This is a genomic window from Thermaerobacter nagasakiensis, from assembly GCF_055396825.1.
The window spans coordinates 194157-219452 of record NZ_AP043740.1 but is presented as its reverse complement, the minus strand read 5'-3'; the positions used below and the strand labels follow the sequence as shown (position 1 = coordinate 219452).

General features: G+C 72.6%; 21 protein-coding genes and 1 pseudogene. All 22 read left to right on the top strand.

Annotated elements, in window-relative coordinates:
- Positions 1-3 precede the first annotated feature (3 nt).
- Positions 4-975, top strand: a complete 972-nt coding sequence (locus tag ACZ5T9_RS00930) for an ABC transporter permease (protein WP_464833464.1) — start codon at positions 4-6, stop codon at positions 973-975.
- Positions 972-2033: an oligopeptide ABC transporter permease gene (gene opp4C, locus ACZ5T9_RS00925; protein WP_464833463.1), complete on the top strand. Its 1062-nt coding sequence runs from the start codon at positions 972-974 to the stop codon at positions 2031-2033. Before ACZ5T9_RS00930 ends, opp4C begins: the two co-directional genes overlap by 4 nt.
- Before the next feature lie 38 nt (positions 2034-2071).
- Positions 2072-3094, top strand: a pseudogene (locus ACZ5T9_RS00920) (ABC transporter ATP-binding protein); the annotation flags it as partial.
- A gap of 185 nt (positions 3095-3279) precedes the next feature.
- Positions 3280-4335: an ABC transporter ATP-binding protein gene (locus ACZ5T9_RS00915; protein ID WP_464834460.1), complete on the top strand. Its 1056-nt coding sequence runs from the start codon at positions 3280-3282 to the stop codon at positions 4333-4335.
- Between the two features lie 401 nt (positions 4336-4736).
- The gene (locus ACZ5T9_RS00910; protein ID WP_464833462.1) at positions 4737-6092 is read left to right on the top strand and encodes a M20/M25/M40 family metallo-hydrolase; all 1356 of its coding nucleotides are present in this window, start codon (positions 4737-4739) and stop codon (positions 6090-6092) included.
- Between the two features lie 87 nt (positions 6093-6179).
- Positions 6180-7394 (top strand): M24 family metallopeptidase, encoded by a 1215-nt coding sequence (locus ACZ5T9_RS00905; RefSeq protein WP_464833461.1) that lies wholly within the window; start codon positions 6180-6182, stop codon positions 7392-7394.
- Positions 7395-7567: 173 nt separating this feature from the next.
- Positions 7568-7861, top strand: coding sequence for an Asp-tRNA(Asn)/Glu-tRNA(Gln) amidotransferase subunit GatC (gene gatC, locus ACZ5T9_RS00900; protein WP_006904550.1), 294 nt, complete (start codon positions 7568-7570; stop codon positions 7859-7861).
- A complete protein-coding gene (gene gatA, locus ACZ5T9_RS00895) occupies positions 7858-9327 on the top strand; it encodes an Asp-tRNA(Asn)/Glu-tRNA(Gln) amidotransferase subunit GatA (RefSeq protein ID WP_464833460.1) in 1470 nt (489 codons plus the stop codon). Before gatC ends, gatA begins: the two co-directional genes overlap by 4 nt.
- Positions 9324-10964 (top strand): Asp-tRNA(Asn)/Glu-tRNA(Gln) amidotransferase subunit GatB, encoded by a 1641-nt coding sequence (gene gatB / locus ACZ5T9_RS00890; protein WP_464833459.1) that lies wholly within the window; start codon positions 9324-9326, stop codon positions 10962-10964. The genes gatA and gatB overlap by 4 nt, the downstream gene beginning before the upstream one ends.
- Before the next feature lie 194 nt (positions 10965-11158).
- Positions 11159-14869: an efflux RND transporter permease subunit gene (locus ACZ5T9_RS00885; RefSeq protein WP_464833458.1), complete on the top strand. Its 3711-nt coding sequence runs from the start codon at positions 11159-11161 to the stop codon at positions 14867-14869.
- Between the two features lie 360 nt (positions 14870-15229).
- The gene (locus ACZ5T9_RS00880) at positions 15230-15985 is read left to right on the top strand and encodes a geranylgeranylglyceryl/heptaprenylglyceryl phosphate synthase (protein ID WP_464833456.1); all 756 of its coding nucleotides are present in this window, start codon (positions 15230-15232) and stop codon (positions 15983-15985) included.
- Entirely contained in the window at positions 15960-16838 is an 879-nt protein-coding gene (dat, locus tag ACZ5T9_RS00875) for a D-amino-acid transaminase (protein WP_464833455.1), read from the top strand. Before ACZ5T9_RS00880 ends, dat begins: the two co-directional genes overlap by 26 nt.
- Before the next feature lie 24 nt (positions 16839-16862).
- The gene (locus tag ACZ5T9_RS00870; protein ID WP_464833454.1) at positions 16863-17375 is read left to right on the top strand and encodes a metallophosphoesterase family protein; all 513 of its coding nucleotides are present in this window, start codon (positions 16863-16865) and stop codon (positions 17373-17375) included.
- 127 nt (positions 17376-17502) lie between these two features.
- Positions 17503-19371, top strand: a complete 1869-nt coding sequence (locus tag ACZ5T9_RS00865) for an ABC transporter substrate-binding protein (protein ID WP_464833453.1) — start codon at positions 17503-17505, stop codon at positions 19369-19371.
- Positions 19372-19669: 298 nt separating this feature from the next.
- On the top strand, positions 19670-20038 hold the full coding sequence (locus ACZ5T9_RS00860) for an NADH-quinone oxidoreductase subunit A (protein ID WP_006904542.1): 369 nt from the start codon (positions 19670-19672) through the stop codon (positions 20036-20038).
- Positions 20029-20610, top strand: a complete 582-nt coding sequence (locus tag ACZ5T9_RS00855; RefSeq protein WP_006904541.1) for an NADH-quinone oxidoreductase subunit B — start codon at positions 20029-20031, stop codon at positions 20608-20610. The genes ACZ5T9_RS00860 and ACZ5T9_RS00855 overlap by 10 nt, the downstream gene beginning before the upstream one ends.
- Positions 20611-20809: 199 nt before the next feature.
- Positions 20810-21466: an NADH-quinone oxidoreductase subunit C gene (locus tag ACZ5T9_RS00850; RefSeq protein WP_006904540.1), complete on the top strand. Its 657-nt coding sequence runs from the start codon at positions 20810-20812 to the stop codon at positions 21464-21466.
- Positions 21467-21601: 135 nt separating this feature from the next.
- Positions 21602-22777, top strand: coding sequence for an NADH-quinone oxidoreductase subunit D (locus ACZ5T9_RS00845; protein WP_006904539.1), 1176 nt, complete (start codon positions 21602-21604; stop codon positions 22775-22777).
- On the top strand, positions 22777-23739 hold the full coding sequence (gene nuoH, locus ACZ5T9_RS00840; protein WP_006904538.1) for an NADH-quinone oxidoreductase subunit NuoH: 963 nt from the start codon (positions 22777-22779) through the stop codon (positions 23737-23739). The genes ACZ5T9_RS00845 and nuoH overlap by 1 nt, the downstream gene beginning before the upstream one ends.
- Positions 23740-23755: 16 nt before the next feature.
- Positions 23756-24235 (top strand): NuoI/complex I 23 kDa subunit family protein, encoded by a 480-nt coding sequence (locus tag ACZ5T9_RS00835; protein ID WP_006904537.1) that lies wholly within the window; start codon positions 23756-23758, stop codon positions 24233-24235.
- Positions 24232-24972 carry an NADH-quinone oxidoreductase subunit J family protein gene (locus tag ACZ5T9_RS00830; RefSeq protein WP_464833452.1) on the top strand — a complete coding sequence of 247 codons (741 nt, stop codon included), beginning with the start codon at positions 24232-24234 and terminating at the stop codon, positions 24970-24972. Before ACZ5T9_RS00835 ends, ACZ5T9_RS00830 begins: the two co-directional genes overlap by 4 nt.
- Positions 24972-25286 (top strand): NADH-quinone oxidoreductase subunit NuoK, encoded by a 315-nt coding sequence (nuoK, locus tag ACZ5T9_RS00825; RefSeq protein ID WP_116901165.1) that lies wholly within the window; start codon positions 24972-24974, stop codon positions 25284-25286. The genes ACZ5T9_RS00830 and nuoK overlap by 1 nt, the downstream gene beginning before the upstream one ends.
- Positions 25287-25296: the final 10 nt, after the last annotated feature.

Below are 25296 nucleotides of genomic sequence, written 5' to 3'. Positions count from 1 at the left end.
TCGTTGGCGGAGTACCTGGTGCGCCGGGTGTTGCAATCCCTGCTGGTTCTCTGGCTGGTCACCGTGGTGACCTTTGCCATCATCCACCTGGCTCCCGGCGGGCCCGTTCAGATCTTCCTCCAGCCCGGGCTCTCGCCGGCTGCCATCGAGCAGCAGATCAAGAACCTGGGGCTCGACCGGCCCATTCCCGTTCAGTACCTGGACTGGCTGGGGGATCTCCTGCGCGGCGACCTGGGCCATACCTTCAAGGGCTACATTCCGGTGGCCCAGATCATCTGGCCCACCTTCAAAAACACCCTGATCCTGATGGGAACGGCATGGGTGGTAACGCTGCTCCTTGCCATCCCCTGGGGTGTTTACAATAGCGCCCGCCAGTACGGGCTGTCCGACACCCTGGCGTCCCTGGTGGGCTACGCAGGCCTGGCCATGCCCTCCTTCTGGCTGGGCATCATCCTCCAGCAGGTGTTTGCCCTGAAGTTGAAGTGGTTGCCCCTGTCGAACATGTACACCTACGGCCGCGAGGGCGACTTGTTGGATCTGGTGCGCCATATGGTCCTGCCGGTGGCCACCCTGGTGATCATCAACCTGGCCGCCTACCTGAAATACGCTCGGGCCAGCATGCTGGAAGTTCTCGGCCAAGACTACATCCGCACCGCGCGGGCGAAGGGCGTGCCCGAGCGGCGGGTCATCTTCCGCCACGCCCTGCGCAACGCCTTGATTCCCATCATCACCATTCTCGGGCTTGACCTGCCCTTCGTGGTCTCCGGTGCCGCCCTCACCGAGGCCGTGTTCAACTGGCCCGGCATGGGGCAGCTCTTCGTCCAGATGGCTTTCGCGCGGGAATACCAGGTGCTGATGGCCATCACCCTGATCGTCACCGTGGTGGTGGTGATCGGCAACCTGCTGGCCGACGTGCTGTACGCCGTGGTCGATCCCCGGGTGCGCTTGACGGGGAAGGGGGTGCAGTCCGCATGAGCCATCCCCTGCCGTGGCAACCCGGCGCCGGTCCCCAGGGAGAGGGGCCCGGTGCGGGGGGGCCGGGCGTCGCGGGCCCCGCGGAACTGCCCGTGGACGGGGCCGAGCCCGCGGGACCGGCGGTGGCCCTCTGGCGAGTGGCGCTGCGCCGGTTCTTCACCAACCCATGGGCGGTGGGCGGACTTCTGGTCCTGTTGTTCTTCATCGGCGTGGCCGTGGCGGCGCCGTGGATTGCCCCGCACCCGCCGGAGAAGATCGACCTGCTCAATGTGGACGCGCCGCCCAGCCCGGATCATCCCCTGGGCACCGACGGCATCGGCCGCGACATCCTCTCCCGCTTGATCTACGGCAGCCGGGTTTCCCTGGTGGTCGGGTTTGCCGTGGCGGCCGGCACCATGTTGCTGGGATCACTGGTGGGGGCCCTGGCGGGCTATTTCGGCGGCTGGGTCGATACCGTGTTGATGCGGCTGATCGACGTCATGCTGTCGTTCCCCTCCCTGTTCCTGAATATCCTGGTACTGGCCATCTTCGGCTCCGACTTCAAGTACCTGATCTCCATCCTGGTACTGACCAGCTGGATGGGGGTGGCGCGGCTGGTCCGCGGCCAGTTCCTGCAGCTGCGGGAGATGCAGTACGTGGAAGCGGCGCGGGCCATCGGCACCCCGGCCTGGGAGATCATCGTCCACCACCTGTTGCGCAACGCCACGGCGCCCCTGATCGTCAACGCCACCCTGATGATCGGCGGGGCGATCCTGGCCGAATCGGCCCTGTCCTTCCTCGGCCTGGGGGTCCAGCCGCCCCAGACCAGCTGGGGCCAGATGCTGAACAACGCCCAGGAGTACATGCTGACCAACCCCATGCTGGCCGTGTACCCGGGCGCCTGCATCTTCTTGACGGTCCTGGCCGTCAACTTCGTGGGCGACGGGATCCGCGATGCCCTCGACCCGCGGCAGAAGGAGCGGATCGGGCGGGGCATGCGGCTGGCCGCCCGGGCGGCGGTGGCCTTCGGCCGCCGGCATGCCGGCGAGCTGGAGGTTCGGGGAGGTGAGGCCCGTTGATCCGCAAGGCGTGGGCTGCGGCGCCGGCCGGAGCACCGCTGCCGGCGACCGGTGCCGCCGGGGGCACCAACCCGGCGAGAGAAAGCCGGCCCCTGCTGCAGGTGGAGGACCTGACCGCCGGGTTCATCACCCGCCAGGGCCCCCTGCTGGCGGTGGAGGGCGTCTCCTTCCGCGTCGACGTGGGGGAGACGGTCTGCCTGGTGGGTGAGTCGGGCAGCGGCAAGAGCGTGACCTCCCTGGCCATCATGCGGCTGCTGGAGTATGACAACGGGGCCATCTTTGGAGGCCGGATCCTGCTGGACGGTACCGACCTGGTGGCCCAGAGCCAGGAGGCCATGCGCCGGATCCGCGGGCGCCACGTGGCCATGGTGTTCCAGGAGCCCATGACGGCGCTGAATCCGGTCTTTCCCATCGGCGACCAGATCGCCGAAGCGGTGATGCTCCACGAGGGCAAGAGCCGGGCGGAGGCCTGGTCCCGGGCGGTGGAGATGCTGCGGCTGGTGGGCATCCCCGAGCCCGAGGTGCGGGTGCGCTAGTACCCCCACCAGTTCTCCGGCGGCATGCGCCAGCGGGCCATGATCGCCATGGCCCTGGCGTGCCGCCCCCGGCTGCTGATCGCCGACGAACCCACCACGGCCCTGGACGTGACGATCCAGGCCCAGATCCTCGAGCTGCTGCGGCAGCTCAAAGCCGAGCTGGGCATGTCCATCCTGCTCATCACCCACGACATGGGCGTGGCGGCGGAGATGGCCGACCGCATCGTGGTACTCTATGCCGGCCGGGTGGTGGAGGAAGGGCCGGTGGACCGGATCTTTGAACGGCCCGCCCACCCCTACACCATGGGCCTGCTCTCATCGGTGCCGGATCTGGAGCGGCCGCGGCAGCGCCGGTTGTGGGCCATTCCCGGCTCGGTGCCCAGCATCGACCGGATGCCGCGGGGGTGCCGGTTCCACCCGCGCTGTCCCTACGCGGAGCCCAGGTGCAGGGAAGAGGAGCCGCCCCTCTTGCCCTGGGAAGGGGGCCACGTCGCCTGCTGGCTGGCGGAACAGGTGGCTGCACAGGGGCTGCGGTTCGGAGAGGCCCCTGCCGGGCCGGCCGGGTTTGCTACCGGAAACCCGGAGGAGGCCGGGCTGGTTGCGGGGCACCGGGGTGCAGGGGGCAGCCTGCTGCATCCGTCCGGAGGCCCGGCGGCTTCCGGCGGCGGCCGGGCCGAGGCAGCGGGCGGTGCTGGGGAGGTGACCGGTTGATGGCAGCGGTCGAACCCGCAACCCCCGCGGTCCGGCCGGCCGGGGCAGCAGGCACCGGCGAAGCGCCAGGCCAGGCCGGCCAGGGGGGCGAACCTCTGGTCAGGGTGGAAGGACTCAAGAAGTACTTCCCCATCACCCGCGGCATCCTGTCCCGCACCGTGGGGCATGTGCGGGCCGTGGACGGCGTGTCCATGGAGATCTACCCCGGGGAGACCTTCGGCCTGGTGGGCGAGTCGGGCTGCGGCAAATCCACCCTGGCGAGGCTGATCCTGCGGCTGGTCGACGCCACCGAAGGGAAGGTCTGGTTCGACGGCCAGGACCTGTTTGCCCTAACGCCGGCCGCCATGCGCCGGGTGCGGCGCCAGATGCAGATCATCTTCCAGGATCCCTTCGGCTCGCTGAACCCGCGGTTCACCGTGGCGGACATCATCGGCGAGCCGCTGCGGGTCCACGGCATGCGCCGCCGGGCCGACCGCGATCGCCGGGTGGCGGAGCTCCTGGAGCTGGTCGGGCTGAACCCGGCCTGGCGCCACCGGTTCCCCCACCAGTTCTCCGGCGGCCAGCGCCAGCGCATCGGCATCGCCCGGGCCATCGCCCTGAACCCGCGCTTTGTGGTCGCCGATGAAGCCGTCTCCTCCCTGGACGTGTCGGTGCAGGCCCAGATCCTCAACCTGCTGGCGGACTTGCAGGAGCGGCTGGGGCTGACGTACCTCTTCATCGCCCACGGGCTCAACGTGGTCCGCCACGTCTCCACCCGCGTGGGGGTGATGTACCTGGGCCAGCTGGTGGAGGTGGCGCCCGTGGACGAGCTCTTCCAGCACCCGGCCCACCCCTACACGGCGGCCCTCCTGTCGGCGGCTCCGGCACCCCACCCCCGGCGCCGCCGGGAACGGATCGTCCTGCAGGGCGACGTGCCGTCGCCGGCCAGCCCGCCGCCGGGTTGCCGGTTCCACCCCCGCTGCCCCTTTGCCCAGCCTCGCTGCCGGGAGGAGATGCCGGCGCTCCGGGTGCTGGGCCCGGGGCACGCGGTGGCCTGCCACTTCCCCCTGGAGTGAGGGGGCGGCCGGCGCGGTAGAAGGGCACGGCCGGGACCCGCGCCGCCGGCTCCGGCTTCGCCCGGGGCCGCGGCGAGCCCGGCCGCCGGCCGCCGGCCAGGGTACGCGGCCCCTGCCCGCGCAGTCATGGCACGGGCAGGGGCTTTCATGCCGGGAGGGAATGCCCCCGCCCTCGTGGAAGGTGGGGCACCGGCGCCCCCGTTGCCGCCGTGACCGTCAAGGGCGGGGCCAGGGGCCCGTGGTGCTGGCCCCTGCGGCGCCTATCATGCCGGCGGTACCGGCCTCTGCGGCGCCACGCCGGTGGCGCTGCCCCCTGCGGCGCCGCGGCCATTCCGGCCGGCCGCTTCCATACCGAGGTCTGCGGCCGGCCACGCTGATTGCGGAGAAGGAGGAGTTCGACCTTGGAAGGTGCCCTTGCCTACAGCCGGGCCCACCGGGAGACGGCGCTGGACGACCTGCGCACCCTGCTGCGCCAGCCCTCGGTGGCGGCCCAGAACCTGGGCATGGAGGACTGCGCCCGGCTGGTGGCATCCATGCTCGAGGGCATCGGCGCCACGGTGGAGGTGGTTCCCCTGGAGGGGGGCTTCCCCGTGGTCTATGGGGAGATCGACGCCGGTGCACCTCGCACGCTGCTCTTTTACAACCACTACGACGTCCAGCCGCCCGAGCCCCTGGAGGAATGGGAGGTCGACCCCTTCGCGGCCGAGATCCGCGACGGCCGCCTGATTGCCCGCGGGGTGGCCGACAACAAGGGCAACCTGATGACCCGCATCAAGGCGGTGGAGGCGTGGCTCAAGGGCGAGGGCCGGCTGCCGGTCAACGTCAAGTTCGTCATCGAAGGGGAAGAGGAGATCGGCAGCGTCCACCTGCACCAGTTCATGGACCGTTACGCGGACCGGCTGGCCGCCGACGGCGTGGTCTGGGAGTCGGGCGGCAAGGATGCCCGGGGGCGGCCTGCCATCTCCGCGGGGTGCAAGGGCATCCTCTACGTGGAGCTGGTGGCCCGGGCGGCCAACCAGGACCTGCACTCCAGCCTGGCCGCCATCGTGCCCAACCCCGCCTGGCGCCTGGTGCAGGCCCTGGGCACCTTGAAAGACGTGGCCACGGACCGGGTGCTGATCGAGGGGTTCTATGACGCAGTGCGCGGCCCGACCCCAGCCGAGCGCCGGCTGCTGGAGCAGTTCCCCCTGGAGGAAGACGAGATGCTGGCCTCCTGGGGGCTTGAGCAGTTCATCGGCGGCCTGCGGGGGACGGCGCTGCAGGAAAAGCTGCTCTACGCCCCCACCTGCACCATCTGCGGCCTGGTGTCGGGCTACACGGGCCCGGGGACCAAGACGGTGCTACCCCGGGAGGCTCGGGCCAAGATCGACTTCCGCCTGGTCCCCGACCAGCGGGCCGAGGACATCCTGGCGAAGCTGCGGGCCCACCTGGAGCGCCACGGTTTCGGCGACCTGGAGATCGTGGTGCTGGGCCCGGAAGATCCGGCCCAGACGGACCCGGACCACCCCCTGGTAGGCGTGATCCGTGACACGGCCCGGGAGGTTTACGGGGTCGAACCCGTGGTGCGGCCGCGGGCGGCGGGGACAGGCCCCATGTTCCTCTTCCACCGCATCGGCCTGACCGCCACCGTGGACGGGGTGGGCATCGGCCACCACGGCTCCCTGGTCCACGCGCCCAACGAGAACGCCTACGTGGACGACTACTACCGCGGCATCGAGCACGTGATCCGCATCCTCGACCGGTTTGGCCGGATTTGACGCGGTTTCCCAGTTCCACCGTTCACCGGATTCCACGCTGCGTGGGCGCCACCAGGCGCACTGCATGGAGGGGGCGGCGATGGGACGATGACCGTTCACACCGGTGGCCACCAGCACGACTGGCGCATCAGCGACGCCGAGCTCCTGCGCCGGCGCCGCCGGGTCCAGGAGGAACTGGCCCGGCAGGGGGCGTCGGCCTTCATCACCTACAGCCCCACGTCCATCTTCTATCTGACCAACTTCCATTTCATCCCCACCGAGCGGCCGGCCGCCCTGGTGCTGGACGAAACCGGCCGCTGCGGGCTGCTGGTTCCCCGCTTGGAGCTGGAGCACGCCCAGCTGGTCGCCCTGGTGGACGAGGTGCGGGACTACCCCGAGTACCCCGGCGAGATCCACCCCATGGATCACCTGGCCCGCTGGCTCAAGGACCGGGGCCTGGGGGCGGCCCACCTGCTGGCGGAGGCCGCGGGCTACGGCTCCTCCTGGGGCTACCAGGGGCCGGCCCTGGCGGAACTGCTGCCGGAGGCCCGCATCACCGTGGATGCCAAGCTCATCGAGCGGCACCGGCTGGTCAAATCCCCCGAGGAGATCGCCCTGATCCGGGAGAGCTGCCGCTGGGGCAACCTGGCCCACGAGCTGCTCCAGGAGTATTCGGTCCCCGGGGCCAGCGAGGTGGAGATCAGCCATCAGGCCTCCCACGAGGCCACCATGGCTATGATCCGGGCCTTCGGCCGGGCACGCCGGCCGGTGGGGCCGCTCTCGGCCCTGGCCACCTTCCGCGGCCAGGTGGGGCCCAACAGCGCCCTGCCCCACGCGGTCACCATCAACGCCATCCTCAAGCCCGGCGACGTGCTGGTGACGGGTGCCGCCGCCTACGTGGGCGGGTATTTGAGCGAGCTGGAGCGGACCATGTTCGTGGGCGAACCCAGCGCCGAGCAGGTCCGGTTCTTCCGGCACATGGTGGAGCTGCAGGAGGTGGCCTTTGGCGCCATCAAGCCGGGCGTGCCGTGTTCCGCCGTCGACCGGGAGGTGCGCCGCTACTACGACGAGCACGGCCTCTGGCCCTACTGGCGCCACCATGTGGGGCACAACCTGGGCCTGCTGGCCCACGAGGCGCCCTTCCTGGACATCGGCGACGAGACCCTGATCGAGCCGGGCATGGTCTTCTCCGTCGAACCCGGACTCTACGTGCCCGGCCTGGGGGGCTTCCGCCACTCGGACACGGTGCTGGTCACCGAGACGGGGATCGAGCTTTTGACCTACTACCCCCGGGATCTGGAGAGCCTGATCTGCGGGCTGTGACGGGATGGGGCGCGAGGATCAGCAAGGCCGGTGACGCCCCCGCCGCGGCGGGCCGGGCGGCGCTGCGCGCCGTCCTGCGCCGGGGGGTGCTCGGCCTGCGGCGGGCGGCGCTGCCGGTTCCTCCGGGGCCGGGAAGGCTTGGTGTATAATGGCCGCACGAAAGGAGGACGAGCATGGCCGACATCACGCGGGAGGAGGTGCGGCGCATCGCCGCCCTGGCCCGGCTGGGGCTCGATCCGGCGGAAGAGGAGCGCCTGGCCGGCCAGATGGTCCGCATCGTCGAGGCCATGGCCCAGCTGCGCCGGGTCGAGACCGGCGACGCCGAGCCCCTGACCCACGTTCTGGGCGGCCTGGGCAACGTCACCCGGCCCGACGAGCCCCGGCCGGGGACGGACCGGGAGGCGTTGCTGGCTGCCGCCCCCGATCGCAACGGCCCATTCCTGCGCGTTCCCCGGGTGATCGAATGATGGAGGAACTCTGGTTCGAGCCGGCCCACCGCCTGGCCCAGCGCCTGGCGAAGGGGGAGGTCAGCTCGCGGGAGCTGACCCGCCTCTTCCTGGACCGGATCCAGGAGCTGGACGGCACGGTGGGGGCTTACCTGACGGTGACGGCGGAGCTGGCCCTGGCCCAGGCCCGCGAGGAAGACGAAAAGCGCCGCCGGGGCGAGGCGGCGGGGCCCCTGGCGGGGGTGCCCGTGGCCGTCAAGGACAACCTTTGCATCCAGGGCGTTCCGACCACGGCGGCCTCCCGGCTGCTGGCCGGATACCGGCCGCCGTACACGGCCACGGCGGTGGAGCGGCTGCGCCGGGCGGGGGCCGTGATCCTGGGCAAGACCAACATGGACGAGTTCGCCATGGGGTCGTCCACGGAAAACTCCGCCTTCCGCATCACCCGCAACCCCTGGGATCCCCAGCGGGTGCCCGGCGGATCCAGCGGCGGGTCGGCGGCGGCGGTGGCGGCGGGCGAGGCGCCGGCGGCCCTGGGTTCGGACACCGGCGGCTCCATCCGCCAGCCGGCGGCCTTCTGTGGCGTGGTAGGGCTCAAGCCCACCTACGGCCGGGTGTCCCGCTACGGCCTGATCGCCTTCGCCTCGTCCCTGGACCAGATCGGCCCCCTGGCCCGCGACGTCACCGATGCAGCCTTGCTGCTGGAGGCCATCGCCGGCCAGGATCCGGCGGACGCCACCTCGGCGCCCGTGCCGGTGGCCGCCTGGCGCGACGCCCTGACCGGGGAGGTGGAGGGCCTGCGCATCGGCCTGCCCCGGGAGTTCTACGGCGAGGCGGTGGAACCCCCGGTGGCGGAGGCGGTCCGGGCGGCGGTGGAGCGGCTGGTGGCCGACGGCGCCGTGGCGGAGGAGACCTCCCTGCCGTCGGCGGAGCACGCCCTGCCCGCCTACTACCTGATCGCCACGGCGGAGGCTTCCTCCAACCTGGCCCGCTACGACGGCGTGCGGTACGGCTTCCGGGCCGAGGCCGGCGACCTGGCGGGCATGTACCTGGAGACCCGGAAGAACTTCGGCCCCGAGGTCAAGCGCCGCATCCTGCTGGGCACCTTCGCCCTGCGGGAAGGCTACTACGACGCCTACTACCGCAAGGCGCTGCAGGTGCGCCGGCTGATCAAGGACGACTTCGACCGGCTCTTCGCCACCTTCGACGTGCTGATCACCCCCACCTCGCCGGTGGTGGCCTTCCCCCTGGGCGCCCGCACCGAGGACCCGCTGGCCATGTACGCCGCGGACATCTGCACGCTGCCCGTCAACCTGGCGGGCCTGCCGGCGGTGTCGGTCCCCTGCGGCTTCGCCGGCGGGCTGCCCGTGGGGCTGCAGATCATCGGCCGGCCCTTCGCCGAGGACGCGGTGCTGCGCGTCGCCTACGCCATCGAGCAGCGGTTGCAGCTGGACCTGCGGCCGCCTGTGGGGAGGGTTGCGGCATGACGGGTGCGGCGGAGGCCCATCGTGCCCACGACGCCGCGGCGATGCCGCCCGGGGCCGCCATGGCGCCGGCCGCGGCGACTGGGGTTGCGGTGCGTGATGCCGCTGCGGGGCAGGCCGCTGCGACCCCTGCCGCCGGAGGCCCGCGGCCGGCGGCCGGTTCGTCCGCGGATCCGTGGCAGGAGCAGGACGGGCTGCGCTACCGGGTGATCGTGGGGCTGGAAGTCCACGTGGAGCTGCGCACCCGGACCAAGATCTTCTGCAGCTGCCCCAACCAGTTCGGCGCCGAGCCCAACACCCACGTCTGCCCGGTGTGCATGGGCCTGCCCGGCACCTTGCCGGTCCTCAACCAGCAGGCCCTGGAGTACGCCGCCCTGGCGGCCCTGGCCCTCAACTGCCGCATCGCCCGGGAGACCAAGTTCGACCGGAAGAACTACACCTACCCCGACCTGCCCAAGGGCTACCAGATCTCCCAGTACGACCAGCCCCTGGCCACCGGCGGGTGGGTGGAGATCGACACGCCGGACGGCCCGAAGCGCATCCGCATCCGGCGGCTGCACCTGGAGGAGGACGCCGGCAAGTCCGTCCATGACCAGGACGCCACGGGGACCCTCCTGGACTTCAACCGGGCGGGGGTGCCCCTGATCGAGATCGTCACCGAGCCCGACCTGGCCTCGCCCGAGGAGGCGCGCCTGTTCCTGCAGGAACTGCGGGCCGCCATCCTCTACACCGGCGTCTCCGACGTGCGCATGGAGGAGGGCTCCCTGCGCTGCGACGCCAACGTCAACGTGGTGGTGGCGGGGGCCGGGCCGGGCGGGACCGACCTGCGCACCCCCATCAGCGAGATCAAGAACCTCAACTCCTTCCGCTCGGTGGTGCGGGCCCTGGAGCATGAGGTGGCCCGGCACCTGGATGCGGTGCGCCGGGGCGAGCCGCTGCAGCGGGAGACCCGCCACTGGGACGAGGGGCGGGGCGTGACCCGGCCCTCCCGCGGCAAGGAGGAGGCCCACGACTACCGCTACTTCCCCGAGCCCGACCTGCCCCGGCTGGTGCTGGACGAGGCCTGGGTCGAGGGCTTGCGGGCGCGGCTGCCGGAGCTGCCCCGCCAGCGCCGGGCCCGGTACGTGGACGAACTCGGCCTGCCGGCCTACGACGCGGGCGTGCTGACCGCCGATCCGGCCCTGGCCCGGTTCTTCGAGGACGTGGTGGCGGCAGGGGTGGCGCCCAAGGCGGCCAGCAACTGGATCATGAGCGAGGTGCTGGCCCACCTCAACGCCACGGGGCGATCGGTCCAGGACCTGCCCTTCGGGCCGGGCCAGCTGGCGGCCTTGCTCCGGCTGGTCGACCAGGGCACCATCAGCGGCAAGATCGCCAAGCAGGTCTTCGCCATCATGCTTGAAGAAGGTGGCGACCCGGAGGTCATCGTCCGGGAGCGGGGCCTGGTGCAGGTGACCGACGAGGCCCAGCTGGCCGAGTGGGTCGACCGGGCCATCGCCGAGAACCCCGAGGCGGTGGCCAACTACCGGGGCGGCAAGGAGACGGCCCTGGGCTTCCTGGTCGGCCAGGTGATGCGCTTCAGCAAGGGCAAGGCCAATCCCCAGCGGGTCAACGAGCTCCTGAGGGAGCGGCTGAAGGGCTAGATGGCCGGACCGGTGGCTCCGGCCGGGCTGGCCTGCGGGGAGCAGCCCGGGTGGACCGGGTGGACAGGAGGGCGGCCCAGCAGGTCGCCCGCGGTCCAGGGAGCGCAAATGCGGGGATAAAAGGGGGGCCGGCGGGCCACCCTCCCAACCGGCGGCGCCGGCGCGCCGCCGGTCCTTTTCGGGGAGGGTCCGCGGTGCCGGTCTGGCGCTGGGCCATCGCACGGCCGGTGGCCACCCTGATGGCCATGGGGGTGCTGGTGTGGGCCGGGTTCTTCGCCCTGCGCACCTTGCCCGTCGGCCTGTTGCCTGCCCTGAACCCGCCGGTGCTGACGGTGGTCGCCTCCCTCCCGGGGGCCTCCCCCGAGGCCATCGACCAGCTGCTGGGCCAGCCCCTCACCCAGGCTCTGCGGACCGTCAACGGGGTCGAAGAGATCACCACCCGCTCCGGTGACGAGACGGCCGTGGTGGTTTTGCGCTTCCACTGGGGGACCGACCTGGAGGCGGCCCGGGAGCAGGTGCACCAGCGCCTGGACGCCGTGCCCCTCCCGCCCGGGACGGGCCGGCCCCAGATCCTGCGGTTCGACCCCCAGCAGCTGCCCGTCATGGAGATCAGCCTGGCGGGGCCCGGTGACGCGGTGGAACGGGCCCGCCGGGCGGAAGAGGTCCTGCTGCCGCGGCTGGAGGCGGTGCCCGGCGTGGCCGCCGTCACCCTGCGCGGCGCTCCCGCGGAGCGGGTGGAGGTGGTGCTGGACGCCGCAGCCTTGCGGCGGCACGGGCTGGTGCCGGGGCAGGTGCAGGTCGCCGTGGCGGCGGCCGCCGCCACCGTGCCGGCAGGCGCCGTGGCGGGGAGCGACGGGAGCCGCCGCTGGCCCGTGGAGGTGGAGGGCGGGTTCCACCGCCTGGAGGAGCTGGAGCGGGTGGTGGTCGGCCTGTCCTCGCCGGTGGCGGTGCCGGCTCCGGCGGCACCGGCGGCGCCGGGCGGTGTCCCCGGCGTCCCCGGCGTCCCGGGCAACGACCCCGGCCTGCCGCTCCCGCCCGGCAGGACGCTGGGGGACCTGCTGCGGGACCCGGGAGCGTTGCTCCGGAAGCTGGGTGGCGGGCCGCTTCCCGGACTGTCCCCTTCTCGGTCCCGGGACGGGATGGCGGGGGGAACGGATCTCGCCCAGGCCCCTGGTGGCGCGGCCCCCGGTGGTCGAACGGGGCGGGCTCCGGGGTCCGATGGCGCGGCGCCCGGCCGGGTTCCGGGGTGGGGCGCCGCGGCCGGGGGTGGAGGGGACCCGGCCGCGGTGGCGGCCGGCGTCTTCGGCCGGGCCGCGGGGCAGGGGACGCCGGGGCTGGCCGGCGCCGTGCCGGTGCGGCTCGGCGACGTGGCCCGGATCCACATCCGGCGGGATCCGCCCGGCAGCCTGGAGCGGCTGAACGGCAGGGACGGCCTGGGCCTGGTGATCTACCAGGAACCCGCGGCCAACACCGTGTCCGTCAGCCGGGCGGTGCGCGCGGCCCTGGCGGCCGCCCTGGCCTCCCTGCCGGGCTGGCAGGCCACGGTGACCTACGACGGCGGCCTGCTGGTGGAGCGGGCGGTGCGGGGCGTGGGGCAGTCCCTGCTGGCCGGCAGCCTGCTGGCCGTGGCCATCCTCTGGCTCTTCCTGCGCCGCGGCCGGGCGGTGCTGGTCATCGCCGCCGCCATTCCCGTCAGCGCCTGCGCCACCCTGGCCGCCATGCACCTGGCCGGCATGACCCTCAACGTGATGAGCCTGGGCGGCCTTGCCCTGAGTGCGGGGGTGCTGGTCGACCAGGCCATCGTGGTGCTGGAGAGCATTGCCCGCCGCCGGCAGGAAGGCCTCCCTGCCGCCGAGGCCGCCGCGGCCGGCACCGAGGAGGTGGCGGCCGCCATCGCCGGCTCCACCGTCACCAACCTGATCGTCTTCCTGCCCGTGCTCTTCCTGGGCGGGCTGCCTGGCCAGCTGTTCCATGACCTGGCGGTGACCAACGCCCTGGCCCAGGCCGCCTCCCTGCTGGTCGCCGTCACGATGGTTCCCGCCCTGGCGGCCTGGTGGCTGGAAGAACCGGCCACGGCGCCGGCCGGCGCTCCAAGCCCCCAGGTTCCCGCCCCAGCAGCTGCCGGCCCGCGGTCTCCCGCCGGCGGATGGCCGGCCGCCGCACCGTTCGGCCGGCCCGCTGCGCCCGCCTCCGCCGCCGACACCGGAGGGGCGGGCGCAGCCGGCCGGTTGCCGCGGCCCGTGGAGGCTTGCCTGGCCCGCCCGGGCCTGACGCTGCTGGCGGCCCTGGTGATGGTGGCCGCTTCCATCCCGGCGGCGGCGCGCCTGGGGACTGAATTCCTGCCCGCGGTGGACGAGGGCGCTGTGGACATCGCCGTGACCCTGCCCGAAGGGGCGTCCCTGGCCGCCACCGCCGGCGCCATCCGGCAGGTGGAGTCGGCCCTGGCCGGCCTGCCCGGGATCCAGGCGGTGATCAGCCGGGCGGGCGGCGGCCCGTGGCCGGGGCAGGCGGGAGGGCCGAATCAGGGGCTGGTCAGGGTCCAGCTGGCGGCAGGGGCCGGTTCGTCCCAGGCTTGGGCCGAGCGCATCCGCCGGCTCCTGGCCCGGGCCGGGGAAGGCCGCGGCGGCCTCGGGGGAGCCGAGGTCACCGTGCGGCCGCGCAACCTCTGGGCCGAAGTGGGGGCCGGGGCGCCGGTGGTGGAACTGGCGGTGCGGGCTCCCGACGCCGCCACCTTGGCCCGGGCGGCGGAACGGGCTCGCCGTGCCCTGGCGGCCACCCCCGGGCTGGCCGACGTGGCGGTCGATCTGGACCGCAGCGAGCCCCGCCTGGCCGTCCGGGTCGACGCGGCGGCCGCGGCGGGCTTTGGGCTGGCCCCGGTCCAGGTGGGGCAGCAGCTGCGCCTGGCCCTGGCCGGCGAGACGGTGGCCCGGGCGCGCGTGGAAGGGCGCTGGCTGCCCGTGGTCCTGCGCCTCGGCGAGGCGCCGGCCGGGACGGCCATCCCGGTCCTGGCAGGCGGCGCGGGCGGCGCAGGCGGCGCAGGCGCCGCGGCGGCTGCCGGGGGCGGGGAAGGTGCCGCGCAACCCCCGGACGGCGGGGGCCTTGAAGATGCCGGAGCACCGCAAGGTGCTGGCAGCGGGGGCCTGGCGGGCCTGCCCGTGGCCGGAGGAACGGGCTGGGCGCGGCTGGCCGACCTGGCCCTGGTGCGCCCTGGCCACACGCCGGCCGCCCTGGTGCGGCGGGACGGCTGGCTGGCGGCGACCCTGACGGCCCGGGTCCAGGGAGTTGACCTGGGCACCGCCGTGGCCCGGGCGCGGGAGCGGGTGGCCGCCGTGCTGCCGCCGGGCGCCGCGGTGGAACCGGCGGGCACCGCCGTGCTGATGGCCGAAGGGTTCGGCACACTGGTACCGGCGGCCCTGGGCGCCCTGCTTCTGATCTACATGGCGATGGCGGCCCAGTTCGAATCCCTGGTGCATCCCCTCCTCATGATGGTGACCCTGCCCCTGGCCCTGACCGGCGCCGTGGCGGGCCTGGCCGCCACCGGCCATGCCATTGGGCTGACGGCGGTGATGGGGGCCGTGGTCCTGGCGGGGATCGCGGTCAACAACGGCATCGTGCTGGTCGACGCCGCGCGCCGTTACCGGGCGGCCGGTGCGGATGCCGCGACCGCCATCCGCCTGGCCTGGAGCCGGCGGCTGCGGCCGGTGTTGATGACGGCCCTGACCACTTTGCTGGGCTCCCTGCCCATGATCCTGGTGCCGGGGCAGGGCAGCGAGCTGGAGGTGCCCCTGGCGGCGGTGCTGGTGGGCGGCCTGTTCACCTCCACGGTCCTGACCCTGGTGGTCTTGCCTTGTGCCTGGCTGCTGGCCGAAGGCCGGCGACGGCCCGGTGCGGCCGGCCGGGCCTGAACGGGGGTCGCCGGCGGTCCGCGCTGGTGCGCCGCCGCCGGCCTCCGGCACGCCGCCGGCCTCCGGCACGCCGCCGGCGGGGCTCGCGGTCCTCTCCAACGCGGCCCCCGACCCAGGCACTTCACCTGACGGGGCCGTGCTGCTCCTCCGCCGCGGCCACCGGCCCCGGCACTTCGCCGGCGGGGCCCGCCGCCGCCCTGCAGCGCCGCGACTGCCCGCCGGGGGTGGGAGGAGCCATGATTCGCCAGACAACAGGGCAGGGTCCGCGGCCGCCGGTGGCGAAGCGAGCCTGCCGGGCCCGCCCCGGGCCCCGGCCGCCTGTGCGCCCGGGGCCGGCGACCAGAGCATGGGGGGAAGGGGATGGACTGGCGGAACTGGCGCCATGTGGTCAAGCTGGATCCCGCCCGCCCGCTGGATCCGGCGGTCATTGCCCGGCTGCCGGCCACCGGCACCGACGCCCTGGTCCTGGGCGGCAGCGACGGCATCCGGCGCGGGGCCGTGTTCGGCCTGCTGGGTGCGGCCCGGGAGACGGGGCTGCCCGTGGCCATCGAGGTCTCGTCGGTGCAGGCGGTGGTGCCGGGGGCCGACTGGTACCTGATCCCCATGGTGCTCAACACCACCGACCCCCGCTGGCTGGTGGGCGCCCACCAGGAAGCCTTTGCGAACCTGCACCGCATCGCGCCGGGCATTCCCGTTCCCTGGGACCGGGTGGTCACGGTGGCCTATGTGGTCTGCAACCCCGCCGCCACGGTGGCCCGGGTGGCGGCGGCGCGGCCGCCGGAAGGACCCGCGGCGGTGGCGGCCTGGGCGACGGTGGCGGAGAGGCTCTTGCGCGCAGACATCGTGTACATTGAGTACAGCGGCCGGTTGGGCGACCCGGCGTGGGTCGAGGCGGCGGCCGGTGCCCTGCGGAGGGCCCGCCTGTTCTACGGCGGCGGGCTGAGCACCGCCGAGCAGGCGGCGGTCATGGCCGCCCGGGCCCACACCGTGGTGGTGGGCAATGCCCTCTACCGGCCGGACGGGCTGGAATGCATCCGGGCCACCGTGCGGGGCGCGCGCCAGGTGCGGCCCGGAGCGGGAGGGGAACCCTTTGCCGCCGGAAGTCGTCTTCCTTAACGGATCCTTTGTTCCCTACGAGCAGGCCGTGGTGCCCGTGGAGGACCGCGGCTTCCTCTTCGCCGACGCGATCTACGAGGTGATCCGCTGCTACGGCGGCCGGTTCTTCCGCCTGGACGATCACCTGGAGCGGCTGGAGCAGAGCGCCGCGGCCCTGGACATCCCCCTGCCCTATGACCGGGCCCGGTGGGCGGCCCTGCTCGACGAGCTGATCCGGCGCAACGGGGTGCGGGACGGGTCGGTGTACGTCCAGGTGAGCCGCGGGGTCGCCCCGCGCAGCCATGCCTGGCCCCAGGGGCTGCAGCCCACGGTGGTGGCCATCGCCCGGCCGGGCGGCACGCCGCCGGCGGAGGCGGTGGAGCGGGGCGTCAAGGCCATCACCGTGCCGGACAATCGCTGGGGGCTCTGCTGGGTCAAGACCACCGGTCTCCTGCCCAACGTCCTGGCCAAGCAGCAGGCGGCACGGGCGGGGGCCTACGAGGCCCTGTTCGTCCGGGACGGCCTGCTGACCGAGGGCACGTCGAGCAACGTGTTCGTGGTGCTGGACGGGGTCTTATACACCCACCCCCTGGCCAACATCCTGCCCGGCGTCACCCGGGCCGTGGTCCTCGACGTGGCGCGGCAGGCGGGGCTGGCGGTGCGGGAACAGGCCATCCCCGCCGTCTGGCTGGAGCGGGCGGAGGAGGTCATCCTCTCGGGGACCAATAGCGAGGTGCTGGCCGTGGTGGAGGTCGACGGGCGGCCCGTGGGCGGCGGCCGGCCCGGACCGGTGTTCGCCCGCTTGCGGGAGGGCTACCTGGCGCGGGTGGCCGCGGAGACCGGCGCAGCGGTGGAACCGGGCCCGGGCGCCTGACGGCGTCTCCGGAAGGTGAGCCCGGTGGCGACGCGGGTCCTGGTGCTGTCCGACACCCACATCCCCGGCCGGGCGCGGGCACTGCCCCCGGCAGTGCTGGAGGCGGCTGCCGCGGCCGACCTGATCATCCATGCGGGGGATCTGGTGAGCCTGGACGTGTATGATGAACTGGCCCTGCTGGCGCCGGTCGTCGCCGTCCACGGCAACGTGGACGACCCGGAGGTGGTCCGGCGGCTGCCGCCCCGGGTCGTGGTGGAACGGGACGAGGTCCGGGTGGGGGTGACCCACGGGCATCTGGGCCGGGGACGGTCGACCCCCGAGCGGGCCCTGGCGGCCTTTGCCGGCGAGGCACCGCCGCCGGCGGTGGTGGTCTTCGGCCACAGCCATCAGCCGCTGGTGGAGCGGCGGGATGGGGTGCTGTTGCTGAACCCGGGTTCGCCCACCGACCCGCGCTGGGCGCCGGCGCCGAGCTATGGGTGGCTGGAGCTGGAGGGGGGCGAGGCCCGGGCGCGGCTGGTCCAGCTGCCCCGGCGGTAGGGACGGGGGAAGGGCGGCCGTCCCCCGCGGGGCCTGCGGCGGGGCCCGGGCAGGGCAGGCCAGGCCCTGGCCGCGGCGAGCCGTGGGTGAGCAACGGGTAGGGAAACGGCTAGGGAGAGGATGGCGCTTGACCGAGCAGACCCTGAGCTGGCGGCGCCGCCTGGGGGCGGCATTGATCCTGGCCCTGGTGATCACCGCCGTGGCAGGAATCTGGCGCATGGCCGGCACCCCGGGTCGCGCTCCCGCGATGCCGGCCGGCGGTGGCGCGACGCCTGTACCGGCGCCCGGGGACGGCCCCCAGCCGCCCCAGCTGGTGCTGGGCAGCCTGGGCGGGTTTGAAGGGTGGAACCCGCTCTTGACGGAGCGCGATCCCCTGCAGCCGCTGCTCTTTCGCAGCCTGGTGCGGTACAACGACCGGATGGAGGTGGAGCCCGACCTGGCCGCTTCCTGGGAGGTGGGCAAGGACGGGCGCGTCTACACGCTGCACCTGGCGGAGGCCACCTGGTCGGACGGGCGGCCCGTGACGGCCAGCGACGTGGTCTTCTCCCTGACCACTCGCCTCCACCCCCGGGCCGATCGCCTGGCGGCCTACAACCTGGCCGCCTTGAACGGCGCCGCGACCTACCTGGCGGAGCTGGAGCGGCTGGACCGGGACCGCCAGGCAGGCCTGCTGGACGAAGCCGCCTGGGAGGCCCGGGCCATGGCGGCCTACGACCGCTGGCTGGAGCGGGGGGCGGTGCGGGCTCCCGATCCCCGGACCGTGGTGGTCACCTTTTCCGAGCCCTACGCGCCGGCGCTGGAGCTCTTCACCCTTCCCGTCGTTCCCGCCCACGCCTTCGCCAGCCGGGCCGAGGCACTGGACCCCCGCCACCCCTTCCACACGGGCCACCCCGTGGGTTCCGGGCCCTATCGCCTGGACAGCTGGGTGCCGGGTGTCCAGGCGCGACTGGTGGCCCGGGAGGACCTGCCGCCGGAGCAGGCCCCCGGATACCCGCTGGTGGTAGTCCGGTTCTTCCACGAGCAGGAGGAGCTGGACCGGGCGGTCCTGGCAGGCGAGGTCGACGCCGGCAGGCTTTCGCCGGAGGCCGCCCGCCAGGTGGTGGCGGGACAGGCGCCGCTGCGCCTGGTGGAGTTCCCGGACCTGGGCTATACCTACCTGGCATACAACCTGGCCGACCCGATCCTGGCCGACCCGGCGGTGCGCCGGGCCGTGGAGCAGGCCGTTGACCGTCCGGCCCTGGTGGGCGCGCTGTTCGGCCGCTATGCGGAGGTGCTGGCGGGACCGGGCCTGCCCGGGACCTGGTGGGCGGCGCCCCAGGCCCCGCCGCGCTATGACCCGGAGGCCGCCCGCGCCCTGCTGGAACAGGCCGGCTGGGTCGACGGCGACGGCGACGGCGTGCGCGAGCGGGGCGAACAGCAGCTGGCCATCCGGATCATCACCCACCGGGAGAACCGCTACCGCGAGGAGGCCGCAGAGATGCTGGCCGGGTTCCTCCGCCAGGTGGGCATTGCCGCCGAGGTGCAGGTGGTGGACTGGCCCGACCTGGTGGCGGTCCTGCGGGAGGGCCGGTACCAGGCGGCCCTTCTCGGGGTCGGCGTGGGCGTCGACCCCGACGGGTACGCCCTCTGGCACTCCGCGGGCCACCTCAACTTCACCGGGTTGCACGACGCGGAGGTGGACCGGCTGCTGGAGGAGGGCCGGCGCGGCGGGGACCGGCGGGTGATCTACCGCCAGGTCCAGCAGCGGCTGGCCGAGCTGGAGCCCGCCCTGTTCCTCTGGCAGGAGATCCTGGTGCTGGGCGTGCGGCAGGGGGTGGAAGGCCCCATCAGCGGCTCCCCGGGCGGGTTCTTCTGGAACGTGGCCGCCTGGCACCCGGCGGACGAACCTGGCCCCACCGGCGGGCCGGCAGCGGCAAGGGGCGGGACCTCGAAGGCCCGGCGGCAGCCGGCGCATGCCGGCGGCGCGCCCGGGGTACACGGGGCGGCCTCCCGGTGACCGGCGCCGGGGACCGGCGAGAGGGGGGAGCCCGGCCCCGGCCCGGTGAAGCTCCGGGCGGCGCCCTCCGGGCAGCGCCCTGAGAGTGCACCAGCCCGCATGGCGCTTTGGTTGACACCCATTTTTGCTTCTCCATATAATGTGGATGGCTTTCGGGCGGGCTCCTTCATGTTCCGAATTTCACGAAGTCCCGCCCGTCGCCTTTCTTACCTCTTGCCCGGTGACGCCCACCCGGTAACGCCGGCCGGTAGACGGTGTCCGGTGGCGGCAGCCCGCCGGGGGAACGGGGGTCGGCCAGTTGGATTCCCGGATCTGGATCGACGTGCTGGTCTTCCTCATCGCCGGGGCCAGCTTCCCCATGGTCAACGTGGCCGTGAGCCGGCTGCTGCGGCGCGACTGGCGCGAGCCCAGCAAGCTCACCACCTACGAGACCGGGATCCGCCCCTACGGCGATGCCCGCGTGCGGTACAGCATCCACTATTACATCTTCGCCCTGATCTTTCTGGTGTTCGACGTGGAAGTGGTCTTCCTCTATCCCTGGGCCGTCCGCTTCCGCGAGCTGGTCCAGGCGGGTCCCTTCGCCTTCATCGAGATGGCCCTGTTCATCGTCATGCTGGGCGTGGGTCTGATCTACGCCTGGAAGAAGAAGGTGTTACGATGGGTGTGACCAACCCGCGGGTGACGGGTCCCTCCGGCATCACCGTGGCCGACTTGGCCTGGGACGAGACGGACCCCGAGCACCTGATCGACCGGGCGGCGGAGCGCCTGCCTGGGGTCTGGGAGTACCTTCCCGGCGTGATCACCACCAACCTCCAGACCCTGGTCAACTGGGGCCGCAAGAACTCCCTCTGGTACCTGCTCTTCGGCATCGCCTGCTGCGCCATCGAGATGATGGCGGCCGGCGCCTCCCGGATCGACCTGGACCGGCTGGGGTCGGTGTTCCGTGCCTCGCCGCGCCAGGCCGACATGATGATCGTGGCGGGGACCGTCACCGAGAAGATGGCGCCGGTGATCAAGACCCTGTACGACCAGATGGCCGAGCCCAGGTACGTCATCGCCATGGGCGCCTGCGCGTCCAACGGCGGGCCGTACTACCAGGGCTACAATGTGGTCGACGGGGTCGACAAGATCGTTCCTGTGGACGTGTACGTGGCCGGGTGCCCGCCGCGGCCGGAGGCGCTGATCTACGCCATCATGAAGCTGCAAGACAAGGTGGCCCGGGCGAACCTGCCGGCCTGAGATCCGACGTCGCAGCCCCGCGGGGAGCGGGGCTGGCGTTTGCCTGGGGACCCGCACCGGCGGCGGCCGCCGGAGCGGACGAGCCGGCGCCCCGGGCCGGGCCGGGCGGGGCCCGCCAGGTAGGGCGCCGGGACGGACCGCTGTGGAGACCCGGCGGCCCCGGCCCGGCGGCGGGCCCGAAGAATGGGGGGAAGAACCTGTGGCCGAGCACCCTGAGGCGGCGCCCGCCCAAGCCGGGGACGACCGCCCGCTGCACACGCACCAGGACGACAAGCCCCTTCTCGAAGCGCTGCCGCTTCCGGCGGAGGGGACCTTCGTCGATCCCAAGGCCAAGAAGAAGGCGCCCGCGGGGGAGGCCGGCGCCGAGCCGGCGGTGGATCCGGTGGTGGCCCGCCTGCGGGAAGCCTTTCCCGACGTGAGCTTCGATCCGGTGGCTGCCACCGCCGACGGCTGCCCCATCGTGACCGTGCCTGCGGAGCGGTGGCTGGAGGTGGCCCGGTTCCTCCGCGACGATCCCCAGCTGGGTTTCGACTACCTGTCCGATCTCTGCGGCGTCGACTACAAGGACGCCCTGCAGGTGGTCTACCAGCTGCGGGGAGTGGGCCACGACCGGCGCCTGACGGTCAAGGTCAACGTGAGCAAGGAGCAGCCGGAGGTCCCCAGCGTGGTCGAAGTCTGGCCCGGCGCGGGCTGGCACGAGCGGGAGGCCTTCGACATGTTCGGGGTCCGCTTCAGCGGCCACCCGGACCTGAGGCGGATCCTGATGCCGCCGTGGACGCCGGACGACGTCTTCCCGCTGCGCAAGGACTTCGTCGACCGGCGGCCCAAGCGGGAGCGCAAGGTGCGGCCGCGCTGACGGCCGGCGGAGCCGGCGCCCGGCCCGCCCGCCGGCCCGGCGGAGCGGGTGCCGGTGAGGGCGCGGCGAGGAGACGGAAGGGCATGAGCGCGCCGGAAGGGCTGGTATGGGCATAGGGAAGGCGAGGTGAGGGCCGTGAGCCTGACGCGGGAACCGGTGCAGCCGCTGGAGCTGGATCCACGCCTGGGGGACCGGGTGCGGATCGAGCCCCTGGAAGGCGGGCGCCAGACCATGACCATGAGCATGGGCCCCCAGCACCCCAGCACCCACGGGGTGTTGCGGGTCGTGCTCAGCCTGGACGGCGAGACGGTGGTCGACGCCCAGCCCGACATCGGCTACCTGCACCGCAACTGGGAAAAGATCGCCGAGTACATGACGTACGCCATGACGGTCCCCTTCTCGGACCGGAACGACTACCTGGCCGCCATCACCAACGAGCTGGCCCTGGTGCAGGCGGTGGAGAAGCTGACGGGCCTGGAGGTGCCCGAGCGGGCCCAGATCCTGCGGGTGATCTTCTCCGAGCTGCAGCGCATCACCAGCCACCTGCTGTGGTTCGGCACCTTCGGGCTCGACCTGGGCGCGGTGACGGCGTTCCTCCACGCCTTCACCGCCCGCGAGTACTGCTACAAGCTTTTCGAGCAGGCCACCGGCGCGCGGTTCCTCTACGCATACCTGCGCATCGGCGGGCTGCGCAACGACGTGCCCGACGGCTGGATCGAAGATTTGCTCTCCTTCCTGGACCAGCTGGAGAACAAGTACTGGCCCGAATTCATGAAGCTGCTCATCGAAAACCCGATCTTCATCCGCCGCACCCGGGGCATCGGGGTGCTGAAGCCGGAGGTGGCCGTGGCCTACGGCGCCAGCGGGCCGGTGCTGCGGGGTTCGGGCATCAAGTACGACGTGCGCAAGGCCGACAACTACCTGCCCTACGACCGGTTCGAGTTCGACGTTCCGGTGGGGGAGAACGGCGACGTCTACGACCGGGCCCTGGTCCGCATGTACGAGATCCTGGAGAGCGCCCGGATCATTCGCCAGGCCGTCAAGGAACTGCCCGACGGCCCGGTGATGGCCAAGGTGCCGCGGGCCATCCGGCCCTACGGCGAGGTGTACCACCGGGTGGAAGGGCCGCGGGGCGAGGTGGGCGTCTACCTGGTGGCGGCCGGTGACACCAACGCCTACCGGGCCCGCTGGCGCTCGCCCTGCTTCGTCAACCTGCAGCTGCTGCCGATCCTGGCGCGGGGGCACCTGGTGGCCGACGTGGTGGCCATCATCGGCAGCATCGACATCGTCCTCGGGGAGGTCGACCGCTGATGCCGGAGTGGCTGGTGGCGGTGCTGTGGGCCATCCTCAAGGCCACCATTGCCCTCGCCTTCATCGGCGTGAATTTCATGTTCCTGGTCTGGCTCGAGCGGAAGGTGTCCGCCCGCATGCAATACCGGGTGGGGCCCTACCGGGTCGGCAAGCCCCACGGCTGGGCCCAGCTCTTCGCCGACGCCATCAAGATGTTCTCCAAGGAGGACGTCATGCCCGCGGCGGCGGACCGCTGGGTCTGGGCGGCGGCGCCGGTGGTGGTGTTCGCGCCGGCGGTGCTTTTGTTCGTCATCCTGCCCGTCGGGCCCGGTTTCGGCGTCCAGCCCGACTTCAACCTGGGCCTGCTGTTCCTCAGCGCCGTCTCGTCCTTCACCCTGTTCGGCATCTTCATGGCCGGCTGGGGTTCCAACAACAAGTACTCCCTGATCGGTGCCATGCGGGCCGCGGCCCAGCTGATGGCCTACGAGATCCCGCTGGTGCTGGCGGTGCTGGGCGTGGTCATGCTGGCGGGCAGCCTCAGCCTGCAGGACATCGTGGAGGCCCAGCAGCGGTACTGGTTCGTCTTCCCGCAGTTCCTCGGCTTCATCGTCTTCCTCATCGCCGCCATCGCCGAGCTGAACCGCACGCCCTTCGACCTCGCCGAGGCCGAGTCGGAGCTGGTGGCGGGCTACTTCACCGAGTACAGCGGGATCCGCTGGGGCATGTTCATGTTCGCCGAGTACACCAACCTGTTCACCATGTCCGCCATCGCGGCCAGCCTGTTCTTCGGCGGGTGGAACGGGCCGATCCTGCCGCCGGTGGTGTGGTTCCTGATCAAGACCTACGCCTTCGTCCTGCTGGCCATGTGGATCCGCTGGACCCTGCCGCGCATCCGCATCGACCAGCTGCTGGACCTGGGCTGGAAGTTCCTCGTCCCGGTGGGCCTGCTGAACCTGGTCATCACCGGGTTGTTCCTGGTCTGAAAGGCGGTGACCACGGATGAGCGTCCTGGCTGAGATCTGGCAGACCGCGAAGAGCCTGGTGGCGGGCCATGCCGTGACTTGGCGGTCGGCCGCCCGCCCGCCGGTGACGGTGAACTACCCGGACGAGCGGCCCGACCTGCCCAAGGGCTACCGCGGCATCCCGGTGCTCAAGACCAACCTGGAGACGGGCGACCTGAACTGCACGGCCTGCGGCCTGTGCGCCCGCTCCTGCCCCGTCAACGTCATCGAGGTCATCGAGGAGACCGACGAGAACGGCAAGCGCCTGCGCCGGCCCAAGGTCTTCAACATCGACATGTCGCGCTGCATGGTCTGCAACCTGTGCGTCGAGGCCTGTCCCTTCGACGCCCTGGAGATGGCCAACCACTTCGAGATCGCCGACTACTCGGTGCCCAACCTGATCTTCAACAAGGAGCAGCTGGCGGAGATCTGGAAGCAGTACGACGCCGTCCGGCTGGCTGGGGGCGAGAAGCCATGAGCGGGACGGCCGTCATCTTCGCCGTGCTGGCGGCGGTGGTGCTGCTGGGGGCCTGGCGGGTGGTGACCAGCGAGCAGATCGCCCACAGCGCCCTGTTCCTCGGCCTCACCTTCGTCGGCATGGCGGGCCTGTTCATCCTGCTCAAGGCGCCGACCTTCGCCCTGCTGCACGTGCTGGTGTACGTCGGGGCGATTCTGACCGTGGTGGTCTTCGCCATCATGCTCTCGGACCCCGAGGAGCTGCGGGGCGCGGGCGACCTTCCCCTGGGCGAGCGCCTGCGGCGCCGGTTCCTTTCGCCCTACTACGGCTGGCTGCCGGTGGTGGTGGCCGGGGTGCTGGTGGCCGTGATCCTGGCCGGCCTGGCTGCCGCCCAGCTTCCCCGGGTGCCCCTGGGCGAGCCCGTGGCCGACGACCTGCGGGCCATCGGGGGCGAGATGTTCACCCGCTACGCCATCCCCTTCGAGGTGGCCTCGGCCGCGCTGTTGGCGGCCCTCATCGGCGCCATCGGCCTGACGCGGCGCGAGACGGCGGAAGAGCGCGGTCGTGGCGGGCGCGACGGGGGGGCGGCCCGCACGGCGCCGGTCGCCCGGGTGCCGGGCGCCATGGCGGCCCAGGACCTGGGTGACGGGGTGCCGCAGGCCGGGACGCCCGCCGGATCCTCGCCGGCCGGGAAGCGGGTGACGGCGGCGGCCGGTTCGTCCGGTGGAGCCGGTGCGGCAGGGGAGGTGGGCCGCTGATGGGCGGCATTCCTTTGCTGGATTATCTCGTGGTGGGGACCCTGCTCTTCGGCATCGGCCTGTGGGGCGCCCTGACCCGCACCAACGCCATCCGGATCCTGATGTGCATCGAGCTGATGCTCAATGCCGTCAACCTCAACCTGGTGGCGCTGAACCAGTACCTGGACCCCGGGTCGGTGGAAGGGCAGATCTTCGGCCTGTTCATCATCGCCATCGCGGCGGCGGAGGCGGCCATCGGCATCGGCATCGTGCTGATGGTGGTGCGGCGCCGCGGCGAGGTGGACATCAACAAGATCCGGCTGATGCGCGGTTGAGCCCGCGACG